The 17,405-nt window shown below is 40.0% G+C and carries 17 protein-coding genes; 7 read left to right on the top strand and 10 right to left on the bottom strand.

Going from position 1 to position 17,405, the window contains the following annotated elements:
- Positions 1-24: 24 nt before the first annotated feature.
- The 8 genes from PTUN_RS02330 to zapE form a co-directional block, all read right to left on the bottom strand.
- The gene (locus PTUN_RS02330; RefSeq protein ID WP_009838080.1) at positions 25-459 is read right to left on the bottom strand and encodes a ClpXP protease specificity-enhancing factor; all 435 of its coding nucleotides are present in this window, start codon (positions 457-459) and stop codon (positions 25-27) included.
- 210 nt (positions 460-669) lie between these two features.
- A complete protein-coding gene (gene sspA / locus PTUN_RS02325) occupies positions 670-1,296 on the bottom strand; it encodes a stringent starvation protein SspA (protein ID WP_009838079.1) in 627 nt (208 codons plus the stop codon).
- An 81-nt stretch (positions 1,297-1,377) separates the two neighbouring features.
- The gene (locus tag PTUN_RS02320; RefSeq protein ID WP_009838078.1) at positions 1,378-2,127 is read right to left on the bottom strand and encodes a cytochrome c1; all 750 of its coding nucleotides are present in this window, start codon (positions 2,125-2,127) and stop codon (positions 1,378-1,380) included.
- A complete protein-coding gene (locus tag PTUN_RS02315) occupies positions 2,124-3,389 on the bottom strand; it encodes a cytochrome b (protein ID WP_009838077.1) in 1,266 nt (421 codons plus the stop codon). Before PTUN_RS02315 ends, PTUN_RS02320 begins: the two co-directional genes overlap by 4 nt.
- The gene (petA, locus tag PTUN_RS02310; protein WP_009838076.1) at positions 3,389-3,979 is read right to left on the bottom strand and encodes a ubiquinol-cytochrome c reductase iron-sulfur subunit; all 591 of its coding nucleotides are present in this window, start codon (positions 3,977-3,979) and stop codon (positions 3,389-3,391) included. Before petA ends, PTUN_RS02315 begins: the two co-directional genes overlap by 1 nt.
- Before the next feature lie 540 nt (positions 3,980-4,519).
- Positions 4,520-4,909 carry a 30S ribosomal protein S9 gene (gene rpsI, locus PTUN_RS02305; RefSeq protein ID WP_009838075.1) on the bottom strand — a complete coding sequence of 130 codons (390 nt, stop codon included), beginning with the start codon at positions 4,907-4,909 and terminating at the stop codon, positions 4,520-4,522.
- A gap of 11 nt (positions 4,910-4,920) precedes the next feature.
- Entirely contained in the window at positions 4,921-5,349 is a 429-nt protein-coding gene (gene rplM, locus PTUN_RS02300; RefSeq protein WP_009838074.1) for a 50S ribosomal protein L13, read from the bottom strand.
- Between the two features lie 222 nt (positions 5,350-5,571).
- Positions 5,572-6,660 (bottom strand): cell division protein ZapE, encoded by a 1,089-nt coding sequence (gene zapE / locus PTUN_RS02295; RefSeq protein WP_009838073.1) that lies wholly within the window; start codon positions 6,658-6,660, stop codon positions 5,572-5,574.
- Between the two features lie 119 nt (positions 6,661-6,779).
- On the opposite strand from zapE, the gene PTUN_RS02290 reads away from it, so the two are divergent.
- The 4 genes from PTUN_RS02290 to PTUN_RS02275 all read left to right on the top strand — a co-directional run bounded on the left by PTUN_RS02290 (position 6,780) and on the right by PTUN_RS02275 (position 10,281).
- The gene (locus PTUN_RS02290) at positions 6,780-7,229 is read left to right on the top strand and encodes a Z-ring associated ZapG family protein (RefSeq protein WP_009838072.1); all 450 of its coding nucleotides are present in this window, start codon (positions 6,780-6,782) and stop codon (positions 7,227-7,229) included.
- Positions 7,230-7,292: 63 nt separating this feature from the next.
- Positions 7,293-8,648: a Do family serine endopeptidase gene (locus tag PTUN_RS02285; protein WP_009838071.1), complete on the top strand. Its 1,356-nt coding sequence runs from the start codon at positions 7,293-7,295 to the stop codon at positions 8,646-8,648.
- Between the two features lie 103 nt (positions 8,649-8,751).
- Complete coding sequence (locus PTUN_RS02280) at positions 8,752-9,840, top strand: trypsin-like peptidase domain-containing protein (protein ID WP_040643797.1); 1,089 nt, start codon at positions 8,752-8,754, stop codon at positions 9,838-9,840.
- A 63-nt stretch (positions 9,841-9,903) separates the two neighbouring features.
- The gene (locus PTUN_RS02275; RefSeq protein ID WP_040643796.1) at positions 9,904-10,281 is read left to right on the top strand and encodes a DUF1294 domain-containing protein; all 378 of its coding nucleotides are present in this window, start codon (positions 9,904-9,906) and stop codon (positions 10,279-10,281) included.
- 137 nt (positions 10,282-10,418) lie between these two features.
- Here the strand turns inward: PTUN_RS02275 and PTUN_RS02270 are convergent, their stop codons facing one another.
- Both PTUN_RS02270 and PTUN_RS02265 read right to left on the bottom strand, forming a co-directional pair.
- On the bottom strand, positions 10,419-10,931 hold the full coding sequence (locus PTUN_RS02270) for an outer membrane beta-barrel protein (protein WP_009838068.1): 513 nt from the start codon (positions 10,929-10,931) through the stop codon (positions 10,419-10,421).
- 213 nt (positions 10,932-11,144) lie between these two features.
- On the bottom strand, positions 11,145-11,750 hold the full coding sequence (locus PTUN_RS02265) for a TetR/AcrR family transcriptional regulator (RefSeq protein WP_009838067.1): 606 nt from the start codon (positions 11,748-11,750) through the stop codon (positions 11,145-11,147).
- 152 nt (positions 11,751-11,902) lie between these two features.
- On the opposite strand from PTUN_RS02265, the gene PTUN_RS02260 reads away from it, so the two are divergent.
- The 3 genes from PTUN_RS02260 to PTUN_RS02250 all read left to right on the top strand — a co-directional run bounded on the left by PTUN_RS02260 (position 11,903) and on the right by PTUN_RS02250 (position 17,357).
- Positions 11,903-12,955: an efflux RND transporter periplasmic adaptor subunit gene (locus PTUN_RS02260; RefSeq protein WP_009838066.1), complete on the top strand. Its 1,053-nt coding sequence runs from the start codon at positions 11,903-11,905 to the stop codon at positions 12,953-12,955.
- A complete protein-coding gene (locus tag PTUN_RS02255) occupies positions 12,955-16,014 on the top strand; it encodes an efflux RND transporter permease subunit (RefSeq protein ID WP_009838065.1) in 3,060 nt (1,019 codons plus the stop codon). Before PTUN_RS02260 ends, PTUN_RS02255 begins: the two co-directional genes overlap by 1 nt.
- A 179-nt stretch (positions 16,015-16,193) precedes the next feature.
- Positions 16,194-17,357, top strand: coding sequence for a DUF3103 family protein (locus PTUN_RS02250; RefSeq protein ID WP_009838064.1), 1,164 nt, complete (start codon positions 16,194-16,196; stop codon positions 17,355-17,357).
- Positions 17,358-17,405 lie beyond the last annotated feature (48 nt).

Here is a 17,405-nt window from a genome sequence, read left to right as displayed (position 1 = left end):
ACTCATTCTAAAAGCTAGAGCAGGTTATTTAATTACACGAAGATGAGAGCCCTTTTTCTTATCTGCTGGCTTAACTTCCGACTCTGCAACTTGCACCTCAATATGATCTTGATTTTCGTCTTCATCATCAAAGTAATCATCTTCATCAATAAGGTCTTGAGTAAAAACAGTACCTTCTCCATTTTCACGCGCATAAATAGCAAGCACAGCACCAACAGGAACAACCACTCGCATCGGCTGCCCACCAAAACGAGCATTAAAACTAATTTCTTGGTTATCCATAGCAAACTGAGCAACTGCGCTTGGGCTGATATTTAATACAATTTGACCATCTTGAACAAACTGCGTTGGAATAGTGGTATTTGGATACGTTGCATCAACCACTAAATGAGGCGTGCATTGGTTATCTACGATCCAATCAAAAAATGCGCGTAATAAATAGGGGCGGTTTGGAGTCATCAAACTGAATTCCTTACTAAAAACCAAGTTGTTTGGGATAAATCATCAATTGAAATACACTACGGAACATCAACCGCAAGAATTTAAGAGATTTGAGGGTATCGTGAACACTGCACTGATGCAAGATTAGGCATAAAAAAATAGCACTCGATTCGCTATTGAATCTAAGTGCCATTTCATTTAAACGTAATTATTTAATAACGTTTTTAATTATAAACGAATTTCACGTTCAGCTTCAGTCAAAGATGCTTGGAATGACTCACGCTCAAATAAGCGCATCATATATTCTTTAAGCTCTTTGCTTCCTGCACCGATAAGCTCAATTTCAAGCTCAGGCAAACGCCATAATAGCGGTGCTAAATAACAGTCTACTAGGCTGAATTCTTCACTCATGAAATAAGGCGCTTCTTTAAAGAAAGGAGCAACACTTAACAGTGCTTCAGTTAACTCTTTACGAGCTTGTGATGCATCAGCACCACCTTGATAGATTGTGTTGGCCAAAGAATACCAATCCGTGTCAATACGGTGCATCATTAAACGACTGCGACCACGCATCACTGGATAAACTGGCATTAATGGAGGGTGTGGAAAACGTTCATCAAGGTACTCCATGATGATGTTTGCCTGGTAAAGTCCTAATTCACGATCAATTAAAGTAGGAACTGTGCCGTAAGGGTTAATTTCGTGTAGCGCTTCTGGCAGATTTTCCTTCTCAGCCATATGAATATCTACACTTACACCTTTTTCTGCAAGTACGATACGTACTTGATGGCTATACATACAGTTTTCGCCAGAAAAAAGAGTCATTACAGGGCGTTTATTGGCAGCAACAGCCATGCCTTCCTCCATCTATTATTGCTAGAGACAGCAAAAGGGGCTAAGGCCCCTATTGCTCATATTCACTAAAAAGCGTTCAAATTAATGAACATCTCTCCAGTATTCTTTTTTCAGTAAGAACGCTAAGATAAATAGAATAAATAAGAATCCAATTACCTTAATACCGATTGCTTCTGATTCCAAGCGTGATGGTTCGCCCACATAAGCTAAGAAATTAGTAATATCTCTTACTGCGTGGTCGTACTCATCTGTACTCATTTCACCAGAACCATCTGTTTCAGTGCCTACTATTTTCGTAACCTTGTGGCCATGCTCTTCTACTTCATGAGTAACAGGCGTTGGTAACCCCTGTAATTCTTGCAGTACATGTGGCATACCGACAGATGGGAAAACAATATTATTTACACCAAACGGGCGCGTTTCATCTTTATAAAATGATTTTAAATAGGTGTAAACCCAATCTGTACCACGAACTCGATCAACTAAGGTTAAATCTGGTGGTGTGGCACCAAACCATTTAGCTGCATCTTTTGGATCGATGGCATTTAAAATGTGGCTACCTACTTTAGAACCATCAAAAATTAATTGTTCTTGTCCAATTTCAGTTGGAATACCGATATCACGAAAAGTACGTTCATATCGTTGATACTGCATTTGGTGACAACCTAAACAGTAATTCAAGAATAATTTAGCGCCACGCTGTAATGATGCCTTATCTGTGATGTCGTTATTGGCGTGCATCAAAGGCACTTCCGGTCCGGCAGCAACAGCTAGAGTAGAGGCAACAGATGCAGAAAGAGCAAATAAACCGATAGCTAGCTTCTTGATCATTTCGTCAACCTCTCTGGCAATGGCTTAGTTTTTTCATTTTTACTGTAAACAAACAATAAAACGAAGAACATGAAATAAGTTACGGTTGTAATTTGTGATAACAATGTTTTGAAATCAGTTTGAGGAGTCGCACCCACCCAACCTAAAATCACAAACGTTACAACAAATTGAGCGATATTCCATTTATGGAATGCACAACGGTAGCGAATAGAGCGCACTGAACCACGGTCAATCCAAGGTAAAAGAGCAAGTACTACAATTGACGCACCCATTGCAGCAACACCAATTAGTTTATCTGGGATTGCACGTAAAATCGCATAGAAAGGCGTAAAATACCAAACTGGGAAAATATGCGCTGGGGTTTTAAGTGGATTTGCAGGTTCAAAGTTTGGACCTTCTAAGAAGAAACCATTCATTGCCGGAGCAAAGAAAACAACCCAACAGAACAAAATTAAGAAGCCAACTACACCAACAATATCTTTTACTGTGTAATAAGGGTGGAAAGGAATCGCATCAACGATATCTTTTTTATCCGTGTAATATTCATGGAATTTAAACTTAGGTTTGTCTTCTTCAGCAACAGAACCTTTTTTACGTTTAATTTCAACACCATCAGGGTTATTTGAACCTACTTCATGTAATGCAACAATGTGTAAAAACACTAAAATTACAATTACAAGTGGTAAAGCAATAACGTGAAGCGCAAAGAAACGGTTTAAGGTTGCACCCGAGATAACATAATCACCACGGATCCAAAGTGTTAAATCATCACCAATTACCGGAATAGCACCAAATAACGAAATAATTACCTGAGCACCCCAGAATGACATTTGACCCCATGGCAATAAATACCCCATGAATGCTTCAGCCATTAACGCTAAGAAAATAAACATACCGAATAACCACAGTAATTCACGAGGCTTTTGATAAGAGCCGTAAATCATACCGCGGAACATGTGCATATACACAACGATGAAGAATGCTGAAGCACCTGTAGAATGAAGATAACGAAGCAGCCAGCCATATTCAACATCACGCATGATGTATTCTACAGAGGCAAAAGCACCTTCAGAAGAAGGAACGAAATTCATTGTTAACCAAATACCAGTGACGATTTGGTTAACTAGTACTAACATGGCTAACGAACCAAAAAAGTACCAAAAGTTAAAGTTTTTTGGCGCAGGATACTGTGCAATATGCATGTTCCATACACGTGTCATTGGAATGCGTTTATCAATCCAATCAACCAAATTTGCAAACATTAGGCAGCCCCTTCTTCAGCACCCACAACAATTGTGGTTTCGTCTGTAAAAATATAAGGCGGGATTTCTAAATTTAATGGCGCAGGGACCGATTGGAATACTCGACCAGCTAAATCAAACTTAGAACCGTGACAAGGACAGAAGAAACCATCGTCTGTGCCTTCAACTTTTTCACCAAAACCACCTTGTAGGAAGCTTGGAGAACAGCCGAGGTGAGTACAAATACCCACAGCAACAAAAATTTCTTCACGCTTTGAACGGTAACCGTTTTTCGCGAACTCAGGTTGTTGAGGCTGTTCTGATTGCGGATCACGAAGTTGACCTTCATGCGCTTTCATTTGCTCAAGCATTTTTGGTGTGCGATATACAACCCATACAGGCTTGCCTCGCCACTCTACACGAATTAATTGTCCTGGCTCAAGTTTGCTGATATCCACTTCAACAGGCGCACCTGCAGATTTGGCTCGCTCACTTGGATTCCATGACGCAATAAAAGGAACAGCAGCTCCGGCCGCACCAACACCACCTACAACAGAGGTAGCGATGGTTAAAAAGCGACGTCGGCTATTGTCTACAGGCGCATTGCTCATCCACTCATCTCCACTATGATTCTCAACACTTGCTATATCGAGAATTCAGTTACAGCAGGTTAAATTTTGAAGTTACAAAATAGAAGCGATCATAAATAAAACCCTTGATTAAAACAAGGATATTGAAGGCTGCGTACACGAATAAAGCCATATTTCTGTTAGTTTTTAAACCTAATGAGCATTATTCGCAACGGACCCAGCCTCAGTCGGTTAATGCTAGCAATAAATTACATAACATGTACTGACCAAGATCAATTATCACTTACCCTTTTGAGCATTCTCTAACCAAGAAAAAATATCCAAAAAACTTTTTTATCACGGCTAACATGATCCGAACAATTGTAGCAAAAATTAATCGGCTTTACTGACTGATTTATCTAAATAAATAATAAATAGTTTCACTCGTTTTAAAATCGCTCAATTTCAGCAATTTATTACTGAAAAAATACGCATAAAATGGCTCTACCAGATATATTCGAACGCTAAAAACAAAAAACCCGACACAAGGTCGGGTTTTGGTATTCTTCGAAACGTAAAAAATTAACGTTTTGAGAATTGTGGACGTTTACGCGCTTTGTGTAGACCCACTTTCTTACGCTCAACTTTACGAGCATCACGAGTAACAAAACCTGCTTTACGAAGTGCTGGACGTAATGATTCGTCGAACTCCATAAGTGCACGTGTAATACCGTGACGGATTGCACCAGCTTGTCCTGTATTACCACCACCTGCAACAGTGATGTATAGGTCAAACTTTTCAACCATACCAACTAACTCTAATGGTTGACGAACAACCATGCGAGAAGTTTCGCGACCAAAATATTCTTCAATAGAACGTTTATTGATTACGATGTTGCCAGTGCCTGGGCGTAAGAATACGCGAGCACTTGAACTTTTACGACGACCTGTACCGTAGTATTGATTTGCCATGAGTGTGCTCCTTAAATGTCTAGAACCTGAGGCTGTTGTGCAGCATGGTTATGCTCAGTACCAGCGTAAACTTTAAGTTTACGGTACATTGCACGGCCTAAAGGTCCACGTGGTAACATGCCTTTAACCGCTTTCTCGATAATCATTTCAGGCTTGTGAGCTTGAAGTTTTTCGAAAGTTGTCGATTTAAGACCACCAGGGAAACCTGTGTGAGCATAGTACATTTTAGCCGCAGCTTTGTTACCAGTTACAGTAACTTTCTCTGCATTGATAACGATGATGTAATCACCAGTATCTACATGCGGAGTATATTCAGCTTTGTGCTTACCACGTAAGCGAGAAGCAATCTCAGTAGCGATACGACCTAAAGTTTTACCTTCAGCGTCAACTACGTACCAGTCACGTTTTACAGTTTCTGGCTTAGCAACAAACGTTTTCATTTATTAAAAATCCAATGTTTACAATTAAAACCACAGGCAGTATATAAACTGCCGCTCTAAGTTGATGCTTGAACCCCTTCGAGTAAAAGACTTGAGTCAAAATTAGTGGCTAAGCTAATGATGACAATAGAACGCAACGTGGCAGAGGCGGGATTATAACAGCGCTTTTTTAAAAATGCATGTTTTTTCTACGCCAAATACCACTTTAATTTAAATAAAAATTTAAGCTAAATGCGGTTGCGATAAATATTCCAATGACTGCATTTCTTGCAGGCGACTAATACAGCGTTTAAATTCAAAATTTAATAGCCCTTCGCTGTATAATTGCTCGATAGGTAAGGCCGCAGAGATAATCAAGGTGACATTACGTTCATAAAATTCATCGACTAGTGCAATAAAACGCCTTGCAGCATCATCGTTGTTTTGTCCCATCTGTTTTACATTAGATAAAAGGACGGTGTGATAAATCCGACTTATTTCCATGTAATCGACTTGGCTGCGAGCCGTTTCACAAAGTTCACTAAAATCAAACATCACAATGCTATCTGCTTCCATCCGGGTTTTAAGCGTGCGGCCTTCAATTTTAACCTGCTTATTAGCAGTGCCCGGCTCTGGCGATAACTTTGCAAAATATTCAAATAAGTTTTTATCAGCCTGCTCATCAAGCGGACTATGATAAATTTCTGCTTGCTCTAACGTACGCAAACGATAATCAATCCCAGAATCAACATTAACGACTTCGGTATTGGCCAACACTAAAACAATTGCGGGTAAAAAACGCGCCCGTTGCAAGCCATTACGATAAAGATCATTTGGAATGATATTAGAAGTAGCCACTAAAATAATATTTCGCTTGAACAATGCTTGCATCAAACCACCGAGCAACATTGCATCTGTGATATCTTGCACAAAAAACTCATCAAAACAGATAATATCAACTTCACTTTTAAACTTGTCCGCGATGGTTTCAAGCGGGTTTTTAACATCGTGTAATAGTTTTAATTCTTGATGTACACGGTGCATAAAACGATGAAAATGCACACGCATTTTTCGCTCGCCCGGCAAGGCATCAAAAAAGGTATCAACTAGGTAAGTTTTACCTCTTCCCACTCCCCCCCAAAAATATAAACCTTTGATTGAACGAGTCGTTTTCTTCTTGAAAAATTTATCAAAAAAACCCGTCTCTTTTGGCTGCGATGTTGTAAGATCATCATATAGACGCTGGAGATGACGCACTGCATTTTCTTGAGCTGCGTCGTAAAGAAAGTCTTCGCGAGTTAAATCTTGCTGATATTTTTGCCAAGGAGTCATAAGAATAGTTAATAAAACAAGCGTTAATCTAGCCTTACATCTTAACACGAGCCCTTACTGAGCGTATATTGAAAGTTATTAAAACATCGCTCAACTTTACCTAGTTTCAGGAGATTTATATGACAACAGCGATTTGGTTAACCGTAGTTATTATTGTTGCGTTCAGCTGTTTTTTTCTTGGTGTTGTACTAACAAAACGCCAATACGAACACGATGAGCTCGAAAAAGAAGTCGAAAAAGCCCAGCACAATCTTGAACAATATAAACAAGATGTTGCCGACCATTTAGCGAATACGAATAAACTCGTGACAAAAATGCGCGACAACTACGAGCAACTAGTGAATCACGTGCAAGAAACCAATCGAATTTTACTGACAGAGCAAACAAAGGAAACCATTCCCTTTTTCTCAAAAGAAACAACCGAGCAATTACATGCCTCGTTAGATAAATTAGAAAAACCAAAAAGCAAACCAGAGGCTCTTGAAAGCCAACCAACAGATTACGCTGAAGGTAAATCGGGACTTTTTGTCGACAATCGCTCAAATAAGAAGCAAACAGAAAAAGCTTGAGGAACTTTTTTTTGACCCCATAGTCTTTAAGAGTAACCAATAATCTGGAGTACACCTTTGACTATGAAAACAAAATTATCCCTTTTGAGTGCAATTATGCTTTCTTCAAGTCTGTTGATTGCACCCTCTATTTCTTATGCAAAATTACCAGTTGCAGTTGATGGTCAGCAACTTCCAACACTTGCACCTATGCTCGAAAAAGTCACACCCGGTGTCGTGAGTATTCAAGTTTCAGGTGCAAAAGAAGTACGTCGTCGTGTTGACCCGTTTGACTTCTTTTTTGGAAATCCCCAGCAGCGCCAACCACAAAGTCAAAAACAACCTTTTAATGGTTTAGGCTCCGGCGTTATTATCAATGCTGATGAAGGTTATGTTGTTACCAACAATCATGTAATTCAAGACGCTGAAAAAATTATTATTACCCTCGAGGATGGCCGTGAATACGAAGCCAAGCTAATAGGCACAGATCAAGAAGCCGACATCGCATTACTGCAAATTAAAGCTGAAAATCTAACAGCATTAAAATTAGCAGATTCAGACAAACTGCGCGTGGGTGATTTCTCTGTTGCAATTGGTAACCCATTCGGTCTGAGCCACACAGTAACATCAGGTATTGTCAGTGCGCTAGGTCGTAGCGGCCTTAACATTGAAGGTTTTGAAGACTTTATTCAAACAGACGCTGCTATCAACCAAGGTAATTCAGGTGGTGCATTAGTAAACCTTAACGGTGAGCTTATCGGTATTAATACCGCTATTTTAGGTGCATCTGGCGGTAATGTTGGTATTGGTTTCTCAATTCCATCTAACATGATGAAAAATTTAGTTGATCAAATTATTGAGCACGGCGAAGTACGCCGCGGATCGCTGGGGATCGAAGGTCGAACTTTAGATGCAGGTATTGCCAAAGCGCAAGATATAGATTTAAAACAAGGCGCTTATGTCTTTAAAGTTGTTGATGATTCAGCAGCTGCAGAGGCTGGCATTCAAGCGGGTGATGTCATTGTAAGCATTGACAAAGCCGACGTTCACAGCTTCCCTGAACTACGCAGTAAAGTAGCAACCTTAGGTGAGGGTAAAACCGTTAAGCTTGGAATTTACCGCGATGGCAAAGTTAAAAGCGTAAAAGTAACTCTACGAGGTAATACTGTTGCGTCAGCTGCTGCAGACAAAATGCACCCACGTTTACAAGGTGCATTACTTGAAGCAACTAAAGATAACACCGGCATTGTGGTTAAAGAGATCCAAGATCGCTCACCCGCTGCGCGTGTTGGTCTTGAAGAAGGCGACATTATTATGCAAGTAAATCGCAAACGCGTTACGACTATCAATGAACTTGCTCGTGCAATCGATGATATAAACGGCAATATTGTGTTAGGTGTTAAACGCGGTGACAATTCAATTTTTGTCTTAATTCAGTAAATTAATTCTAAAATATCAGCTTAAAACAACAGCGGCACTTGCCGCTGTTGTTTTATCTATGCCATCATAACCAAACTTATCTATTAACAATTAATCAACCACAGTGCTAACAAAAATAAAATTTCTTTTAGTGCCTATCTTTGTCGGATTGGCTTTAGCATTTATTGTTTTGCTATTTATGCCAAGTTTGCGTCCATTACAATGGCAAAATGCAACTGTTTCTGATGCGATTACCAGTAGCCATTTAAGTTTTGCCAACGCTGTTAAACGTGCCTCGCCAGCTGTGGTAACCATATATTCAGAAACATTCACTAATCAGCCTCGCTATATGCGCGGTCAAAATAGTATTCAAGAATTAGGATCAGGCGTGATTATGTCTGATAAAGGATATATTTTAACTAATTACCATGTGATCAATAATGCCGATCAAGTGATGATCACTTTGACTGATGGCCGCCAATTTAATGATGTCCAACTAATTGGTTTTGATACAGTCACCGATTTAGCTTTATTAAAAATTGAAGCTCAACACCTCCCGGTTATTCCAATTGACGATAAATTTGTGCCTCAAGTAGGTGATGTTGTATTGGCGATTGGCAACCCACTTAATTTAGGTCAAACCATTACGCAAGGAATTATTAGCGCTACGGGTAAACAAAACTTACCGCAAAAAAGTTCACACAGTAATTTGCTGCAAATGGATGCCGCTATCAATGTTGGTAATTCTGGCGGCGCCTTAGTGAATTCAAATGGTATTTTAGTCGGTATAAACTCTGCACAATTTAAAGCACAGCGCAACATTGATATCCAAGGAATTTTCTTTGCAGTTCCGTATTTTTTAGCCAAAGAAGTGATGAATAAATTAATCAAACATGGCCAAGTTGTACGTGGTTATCTAGGTTTTAATGCCGACCCTGTTGATAACACAGGAAAACAGCTCACCAATCCACTCACTCCAATCTTTGGCATGCAGTTAAACTCTATCGACCCACTCGGCCCGGCTTGGCAAGCAGGCTTAAAAGAAGGTGATATTGTAGTAAAAATCGACAATAAAAAAATCGTTAATTTACAGCTTACTTTGGAGCAAATTGCCGATACTTTACCCGAAAGCATCATCATGTTTGAAGTTTATCGAGACGGGCAGCCACTGCAGATTAATGTTAAGGTTGGCAAACTTGAGCCTGTTTTATAAAACAAAATTAACCATGGTTGCTGCATGAATTTACAACATACAAAGCAATCTAGGTGATAAATAATGGCTAGATTTTCACTCTACTTGGCTAACAGCATGCTAATCATCCTAGTATTAGGTGCTTGGTTTAATCTTTTGCCCAAATTTATTGCCATACTGTATCTAGTTTTAAGCACAGTAACGTTTATTATTTATTGGTTCGATAAACGTCAGGCAAAAAAAGCAGAACAACGCATATCTGAACGTACTTTGCACATTTTTGCGCTTATCGGCGGCTGGCCAGGAGCCGCTTTAGCGCAACAGTTACTTCGTCATAAATCCCATAAGCGCCCATTTAGAATCATATTTTGGTTTACTTTAATGGCGAATCTAGCGCTATTCATCACTTTACTATCACCTGCTGGTAAAGCTTTACTTATCTGGCTTAACCAATTTAGCTAGCTTGTAATGATTGATTTTTTACCGACTGAGTGCGCATTTTGATCGTATTAATGAAGGTTTTTTTTTGAATATTCGAAACTTGTCCATAACGCTACTAATCTTGCAAAGGCGTCAGCAAGATTAGCGCTTAATTATAATTAAAAAGAAATATCAAACCCTAAGCCAATTAAAAGGGTACCAGCATTAAAGTCTGTTTCATCTATCTCAAATTTAACTGCAATATTATTGGTTAAGCTGTAGCTGATACCGACCCCATAAATAGCATCAGTACCATTATCTTTTGCAGGCACTTTCCTTTTAGGTAGCTCAGTTTCCCACCAAATATTATAAAACCCCTCTTCTTTCCATTTCAACGCACCTAACTTTGCATACAGTGCAAAATCATTAATTGGGTATTTATAAATACCCATGATAGCAATGCCTTTGGCATCAAACTCCTCGTTACCATCACCATCACTGTTAGTACCTAATTTAATGTAACTTGCCTCTACCGAGAAATTATCATCAAACAAATAAGCAACATTGATTTTATAAGATCCCTCATATTCAGCATCGTAATCTGACAGTATAGTGCTGGCACCGAATTGAAAGTCATTACTGTGAGCGTTAACACTAAAAAGAACCAGTATTGAGAAGATTATTGCACGCATATTATTGTATTTCCTTATAAAATAAAGCAGATAAGCTACATGATTTACCTATAAAAGGAAATATTTAATATTACGGTATCAACAGTCATGGCTTAACTTAAATACCGCGTAATAAACCTAATTCAAGCAGTTATCTTTAATTGAGTTAACTTGTAATAGACCAGATGGGGATATTGACTGCTTTATTTCGATTATTTTAACGCGCTAATTAGCCTAGCTATAACCTTTGATAAAACGAGTAACGCAATCTTGCAAATACGCAGCCGATGGGCGCTCATCCAATTTTGCTTGCCCTAAAGCATGGCGCATTTTCCAATCACCTTGGGCCATGCCAAGTAACTGTAAAGTCGCAAATTGTGGGTTATCAACAACTAATAATCCCTGCTCACTCATGCAACGAATACATTCTTCGACTTGCTGTAAAACCACTTTTGGCGCTGCATCAAAAAACAGTAAACCGAGCTCTGGATAATCCTCTTTATGTGCTACACAAGTGTCGTAAACTCTCAACGCTTCGGGTGAAAAAACTAACTCTATAAAGCTGCTAATCAACCTCAGTAAGTTTTCTTCAATACTTTGTTCAGCTTTAAATTGTTCTTTTCGCAAGCTTGAAGAAGAGCAATGGGCGGTAATCGTTTCAACAAATAAATTATTTTTATCTTTAAAATGGCTATACACCGTTTGTTTTGAAACACCCGCTTGTTTGGCAATTTGATCCATACTGGTATTTGGAAACCCTTGAATCATAAACAATTGTGTTGCCGCCGCAATAATCTGTAGTCGTTTTTGCTCAGAACGACTCAGTGTTGATAATGCCATACTTACCCCAAATCAAACTAGACAGTCTAGTTTGATTGTTTTATATTTAGCCAAAATTAGACTCTGAAGTCCAATATTACTTAAATATGATTACATAGTCAGTTTTAATCGCCAACCATTGTTTTGAAACTCAAAGTGCGCAAGGTAGCCAAATGAACAAATTAGTGATCTGTAGTTTCTGTGCCCTATTTTTTCCCCTGTTTAGCCAAGCCGACACCTTTTTACATGTTGCCGCTTATCCATTAAATGCTGAGCAAGGCTATTTTGAACAGCGCACATTAAGCGGCCAAGTCACAAAAGAATTTGATGCTCAACTGAGCTTTGAGTTTGCAGGCAAAGTAACTCAGTTTTATGCCGACCAGGGTGATTTAGTAACTAAAGGGCATGTCATCGCAGAGCAAGATACCCAATTATTAGCCATTGAATTAACCAAAATTGCCGCTACCAATAAAAAATTAAACGCCCAGCTACAACTCGCGCAACTTGAACAGCAGCGCCTAAAAAAATTAAGCAAACAAGACTACTCCGCTGTACAACAACTTGACCAAGTAAATACTCAAATAGCTGTACTTGATGCCGAGCAAGCTCTGCTCACAGCAAATCAAACCGAAATAAAATTAAGAATGGATAAAGCGCGCTTACTTGCCCCATTTGATGGGCGACTAGGGCAGCGCTTTATTTCTGCAGGTGAAAATGTGGCAGCAGGCACTGCGGTTGTGCGTTTACTGGAGCAACAACAAAGCCAAGTAAGTATTGGTATTCCAACAGCGTTACAAAGTGCAATTAAAGAAACCATGCAAATAACAATTGCAGGGCAAGAGTTTCAAGCCCACGCGCTCAGTAAAGGGGCAAATTTAGATAAGCAAACTCAAACCTTAACTATGCGCTTCGCTTTGCCTCTTAATGCCAAAGTCTATGCAGGCCAACTTGCAAAACTAAAAATTAACCAATATCAAGACAAAGCAGGATTCTGGGTACCCCTTGATGCCCTTGCTGATGGATTACGCGGCACGTGGCAAGTTTATAAAATTGTTGAAAATAATCTCAAGCCAGTCATTGTGCAGCTTATTTACAGTGATGGCCAATTTGCCTTCATCAATGGACCTCTCAATACTGGTGAACAGATTGTTGCCAACGGGACTCATAAAGTCTCAGCCAATATTGCAGTTAATGTTGTAGAACAACTAGCACCAAGGACACTGTAATGATCAGTTATTTATTTCACCACGGTCGCTTTCAAGCCTTAGTGGTTGCTTTACTCATTGTTAGTGGCTTAGCCGCAATTTCTGGTCTTCCTCGCAGTGAAGATCCTAGGATCACCAACCGGATCGCGATAGTAACAACTGCATTACCGGGCGCCAGTGCTGAACGTGTTGAAGTACAAGTCAGTGAAAAACTAGAGCAAAAACTAAAGTCACAAGCCGAAATAAAACATCTTTCGTCGGTTTCTCGCCCTGGCTTATCCGTACTCACTATAGAATTACAAGATGAAGTCACTAATGCACCACCAGTCTGGTCCAGAATGCGTGATTTACTGAGCGATGTGCAACCCGAATTACCCGCCAACGCCAGTACGCCATTACTTGATGATGAACGAGGCTACGCATATACCCGCATTGTCTCTTTGCACGGCAGCCATAACCAGACTGACGCCTCAACCTTAAATCGCTATGCAAAAGAGCTGCAAAATCAGCTACGTAATGTATCTGGTGTTGAATTAGTGCATTTATTTGGCGTAAATAAAGAAGAAATTCAAGTTGAAGTTGATATGCAAAAAGCAGCTCAAGCCCAACTTTCTATTTATGATATAGCGCAAGCGATTGAGGGAGCCGATGCTAAAGTTGCCGCAGGTACATTAATCAACAGCCACTCGCAAATTCAAATAGAGCTCACTGGTGCATTCGATTCTATTAATCGCATTGGTGCAATTGTAGTTAAAAACTCAGATCAAACGGGGCAATATCAACTGTCTGATATTGCCACCATTACCCGCACCATCAAAACTCCTTACCAAGAAATTGCATTAATTGATGGTAAACCAGGTGTTTATTTAGCCATACGCATGCTACCTAAATTGCGAATTGATACCTTCTCAGACCGTATCGACCTGAAAATAAAACAATTTGAGGAAGATTTACCAGAGCAAATCACCTTACAAACCATTTTTGATCAACGAGGCTACACCGACTTACGTTTGGGCGACTTAATGAATAATATCGCTGTTGGTTTTGTGCTGATTCTAGCAGTACTCTTGCTCACTTTAGGCTTTAAAGCCGCACTTATTGTCGGCACAGCACTACCTCTAACAGTGCTTTTTACTTTAGTTAGTATGCAAATGTACGGTTTGCCGATACATCAAATGTCAGTGACAGGTTTGGTTGTTGCACTTGGCATCATGGTGGATAACGCCATAGTGATCACCGATGCAGTGCAACGTTATCGCCAACAAGGCAAATCAGCCATTGCAGCTGTACAAGCTGCTGTAGCACATTTTTGGCTGCCACTACTTGGCTCAACATTAACCACTATTTTGGCATTCGCCCCTATTGTTTTAATGCCAGGCCCTGCGGGTGAATTTGTCGGCGGAATAGCGCTCAGTGTTATCTTTGCACTAATTGGCTCGTATTTGATATCTCATAGTTTAGTGGTCGTTTTTGCTGGGAGGTTTTTACACAGCAGTTCAAAGCAGGGCTTTTGGCACCAAGGGATCCGCTTACCTGCCTTAAGTAAACAATTTCAACTCAGCCTACAAAAAAGTCTTATTTATCCTAAAACAACACTGATTTTAGTGTTCATTTTACCCATTGCAGGCTTTATTGGCGCAGGAAAACTCACCGAGCAGTTTTTCCCGCCCTCAGATAGAGATATGTTTCAAATTGAAGTTCACTTTGCACCGCACTTAAGTATTGAGGCAAGCCAACAGCACATTCTGGCAATGGATCAGGCAATTCGAACGTTTGAAGGCATAGAAAAGCTCGATTGGATGATAGGCACCAACTTCCCAAGCTTTTATTACAATATGCTGCAGCGTAACCGCGGAGCTAATAATTATGCTCAAGCATTAGTTAAAGTACGCGATTTTGAACGGGCAAACCAGCTCATTACCGAATTACAAAACGAGTTAGATCAAGCATTTCCTGCGGCACAAACCTTAGTTCGAAAACTTGAACAGGGCCCTCCTTTTAATGCCCCGATTGAGCTTAGAATTTACGGGCCTAACCTGGATACTTTAGCCGAACTTGGCCAGCAATTAAGAACACTGTTAATTGCACATCCATCGATTACTCATACCCGGCCGACTTTAGTTTCAGGGTCACCCAAACTCTGGCTCGCAGCCGATGAAGCCGCACTAAACCATGCAGGATTAACACTCACCGCCGTGGCGACTCAGCTACAGGCGCAATTTCATGGTATTTTAGCGGGCAGTATTATCGATCAAACCGAAACTGTTGCTGTGCGAGTAAAAGTTGCCGATAAAAACAAAGAAAACAGTGACGATCTTTTTGCCAGCCAAATACAGGCGCAACAAGCATTATTGGTTGAAGCCTTTGCCAGTGGACAATTAAAACCCTCTCAAGGAATTATCTCTCGCCGCGATGGAGAACGACTCAATGCTATTGAAGCATATTTAATTACCGGTGTTTTACCACAAACTGTACTTAATGATATTTCCAAATCATTAGCCGATGCGAAATTTACTCTGCCTCATGGCTACCGCTTAGAGATAGGTGGCGAAGCACAAAAACGCAATGAAGCCGTTGGTAAATTATTAGCCCAAGTAGGTATTATATTAGTGCTGTTAATCACAGTATTAGTTTTATCATTTAACTCATTTACCACCACGGCATTAATATTAATCAATGCATTACAAGCGGTTATGCTGGGATTATTGAGTGTATTTATCGGTGGTTATCCATTTGGTTTTACCGTCATCATTGGCCTGTTAGGCTTAATGGGATTAGCCATAAATGCGGCCATCGTTATCTTATCTGAGCTCAATGCAATGCAAGCAAAGAGCGATAAAACGAAGATTACGGATGCGGTCATGACTTGCTCGCGCCATATAAGCTCTACCACAATTACCACTGTGGGTGGATTTTTACCCTTAATTTTAGCCGGTGGCGGATTTTGGCCTCCTTTTGCTGTCGCCATTGCAGGTGGCACAGTATTAACCACATTGCTCTCTTTTTACTTTGTGCCAGTTGCATACTTTTTACTGGCCAAACGCCAAAACAACCTCCGTTTAACATCAAGCAACAGCTAATAACCAATAATACAAAAAGGGCAAAGTACTTAAAATACTCTGCCCTTTTCATTTTTAGGCCGGTAAATCTAATAATAAATACTGTTTTTTTTAAACTTAACTTGAATAATTACTCTAATTGTTGTTTTCTACATAAGGTACAAAAAACAAACAAACACTAGGCTACAACAGGAATCATTATGACAACAACGATAACTAAATTAGCGGCATTGATTGCCCTTACCTGCAGTGCTGCAACCGCTTTAGCCATTGAAGCTGCACCTTTGACTGCAATGAACAATGACCCTACAACTGAGATTGCTCAGCAGCAATCTGTTTTTGCCGTCAAACGTAGCTTAGCGAAAAAAATTGCGCTTAATTACGCAACCTTTGCTCCGCAAATGAAACAACAGTTAAGCCAATACAATCTCACTATGGATGCCCAGCAACTTTCATCTTTAGCTATACCAAAATCACTAAATTTAGCCCAGGCAAACCACGTGATACAACAATTAAAGGGGTTGCCAAATAACACCGATAACTTGTTGCAATTACGTTTAGCCCACAGCGATATGCTGGTTGATTGGCAGCAAGGCAAAGCCCCTCTTTTTGCATTTGCGCCACAAGGAAATGATAAATACTGGACAGAGATCGAAGCCTTCGATCAGTTTGGTCAAATCCACATTCTTGCAGTCGATGAACTCCCGCAGCAGCCAACTTTTATTATTGAACTCGATGGTAAAAAAACCCATCAAGCAGGTTTGGCTGTAATGAAGCAAATATTGACGGCAAATCAACCACAGATCCAAGCACCAATGATGCAAACTCAAGATACCGCAGAGCCATTATCGACCAGTGTATTAAACAAAATCCGCTTAAATGATGACGAAGAGCCATGGATTTCAGGTGCGGCTGAAGTGTACGGTATTGTCACAGGCATCGACCCTAGCCGCGATAAGCCAATACTTGATGTGGTTGACTTACCTTATTTAGATCATGATAAAACAGACTACTACCCTAACCAAGTCTTGATCCACTGGCAGCGTTATCGCTGGCAGGCGGTTGATTTACTCTTAATGGAGCAAGATGACAATACCAACTATAAAACGTTAGCGTCAAAATTACTTGAAATAGCGGAGCAAATCATGCGCACTATCCCAGATCCTCAAGTGCAAGGTTATGCCATTATTCCAAAGCTCACTAACGAATTAATTAAAGCAATGCCTGATGGTTGGTTTACCAACGATGATGATTATTTAGATGTTTTTTATACTTTATTTGAAAACCAAAACTATCATGATCACCGCGGTGCCAGCAGCAATGCCACAATAACCCTCACTCCTTTAACCATTAATCCTCGCTAATACCAAGGTCAGAGCGAGTTATACCAACCCGCTTTGACCTTAACCTCA

The organism is Pseudoalteromonas tunicata (genome assembly GCF_002310815.1).
Taxonomy (GTDB): Bacteria; Pseudomonadota; Gammaproteobacteria; order Enterobacterales; family Alteromonadaceae; genus Pseudoalteromonas; species Pseudoalteromonas tunicata.
The sequence above is the reverse complement of the archived record's forward strand: the minus strand, read 5'-3'. Positions and strand labels throughout refer to the sequence as shown.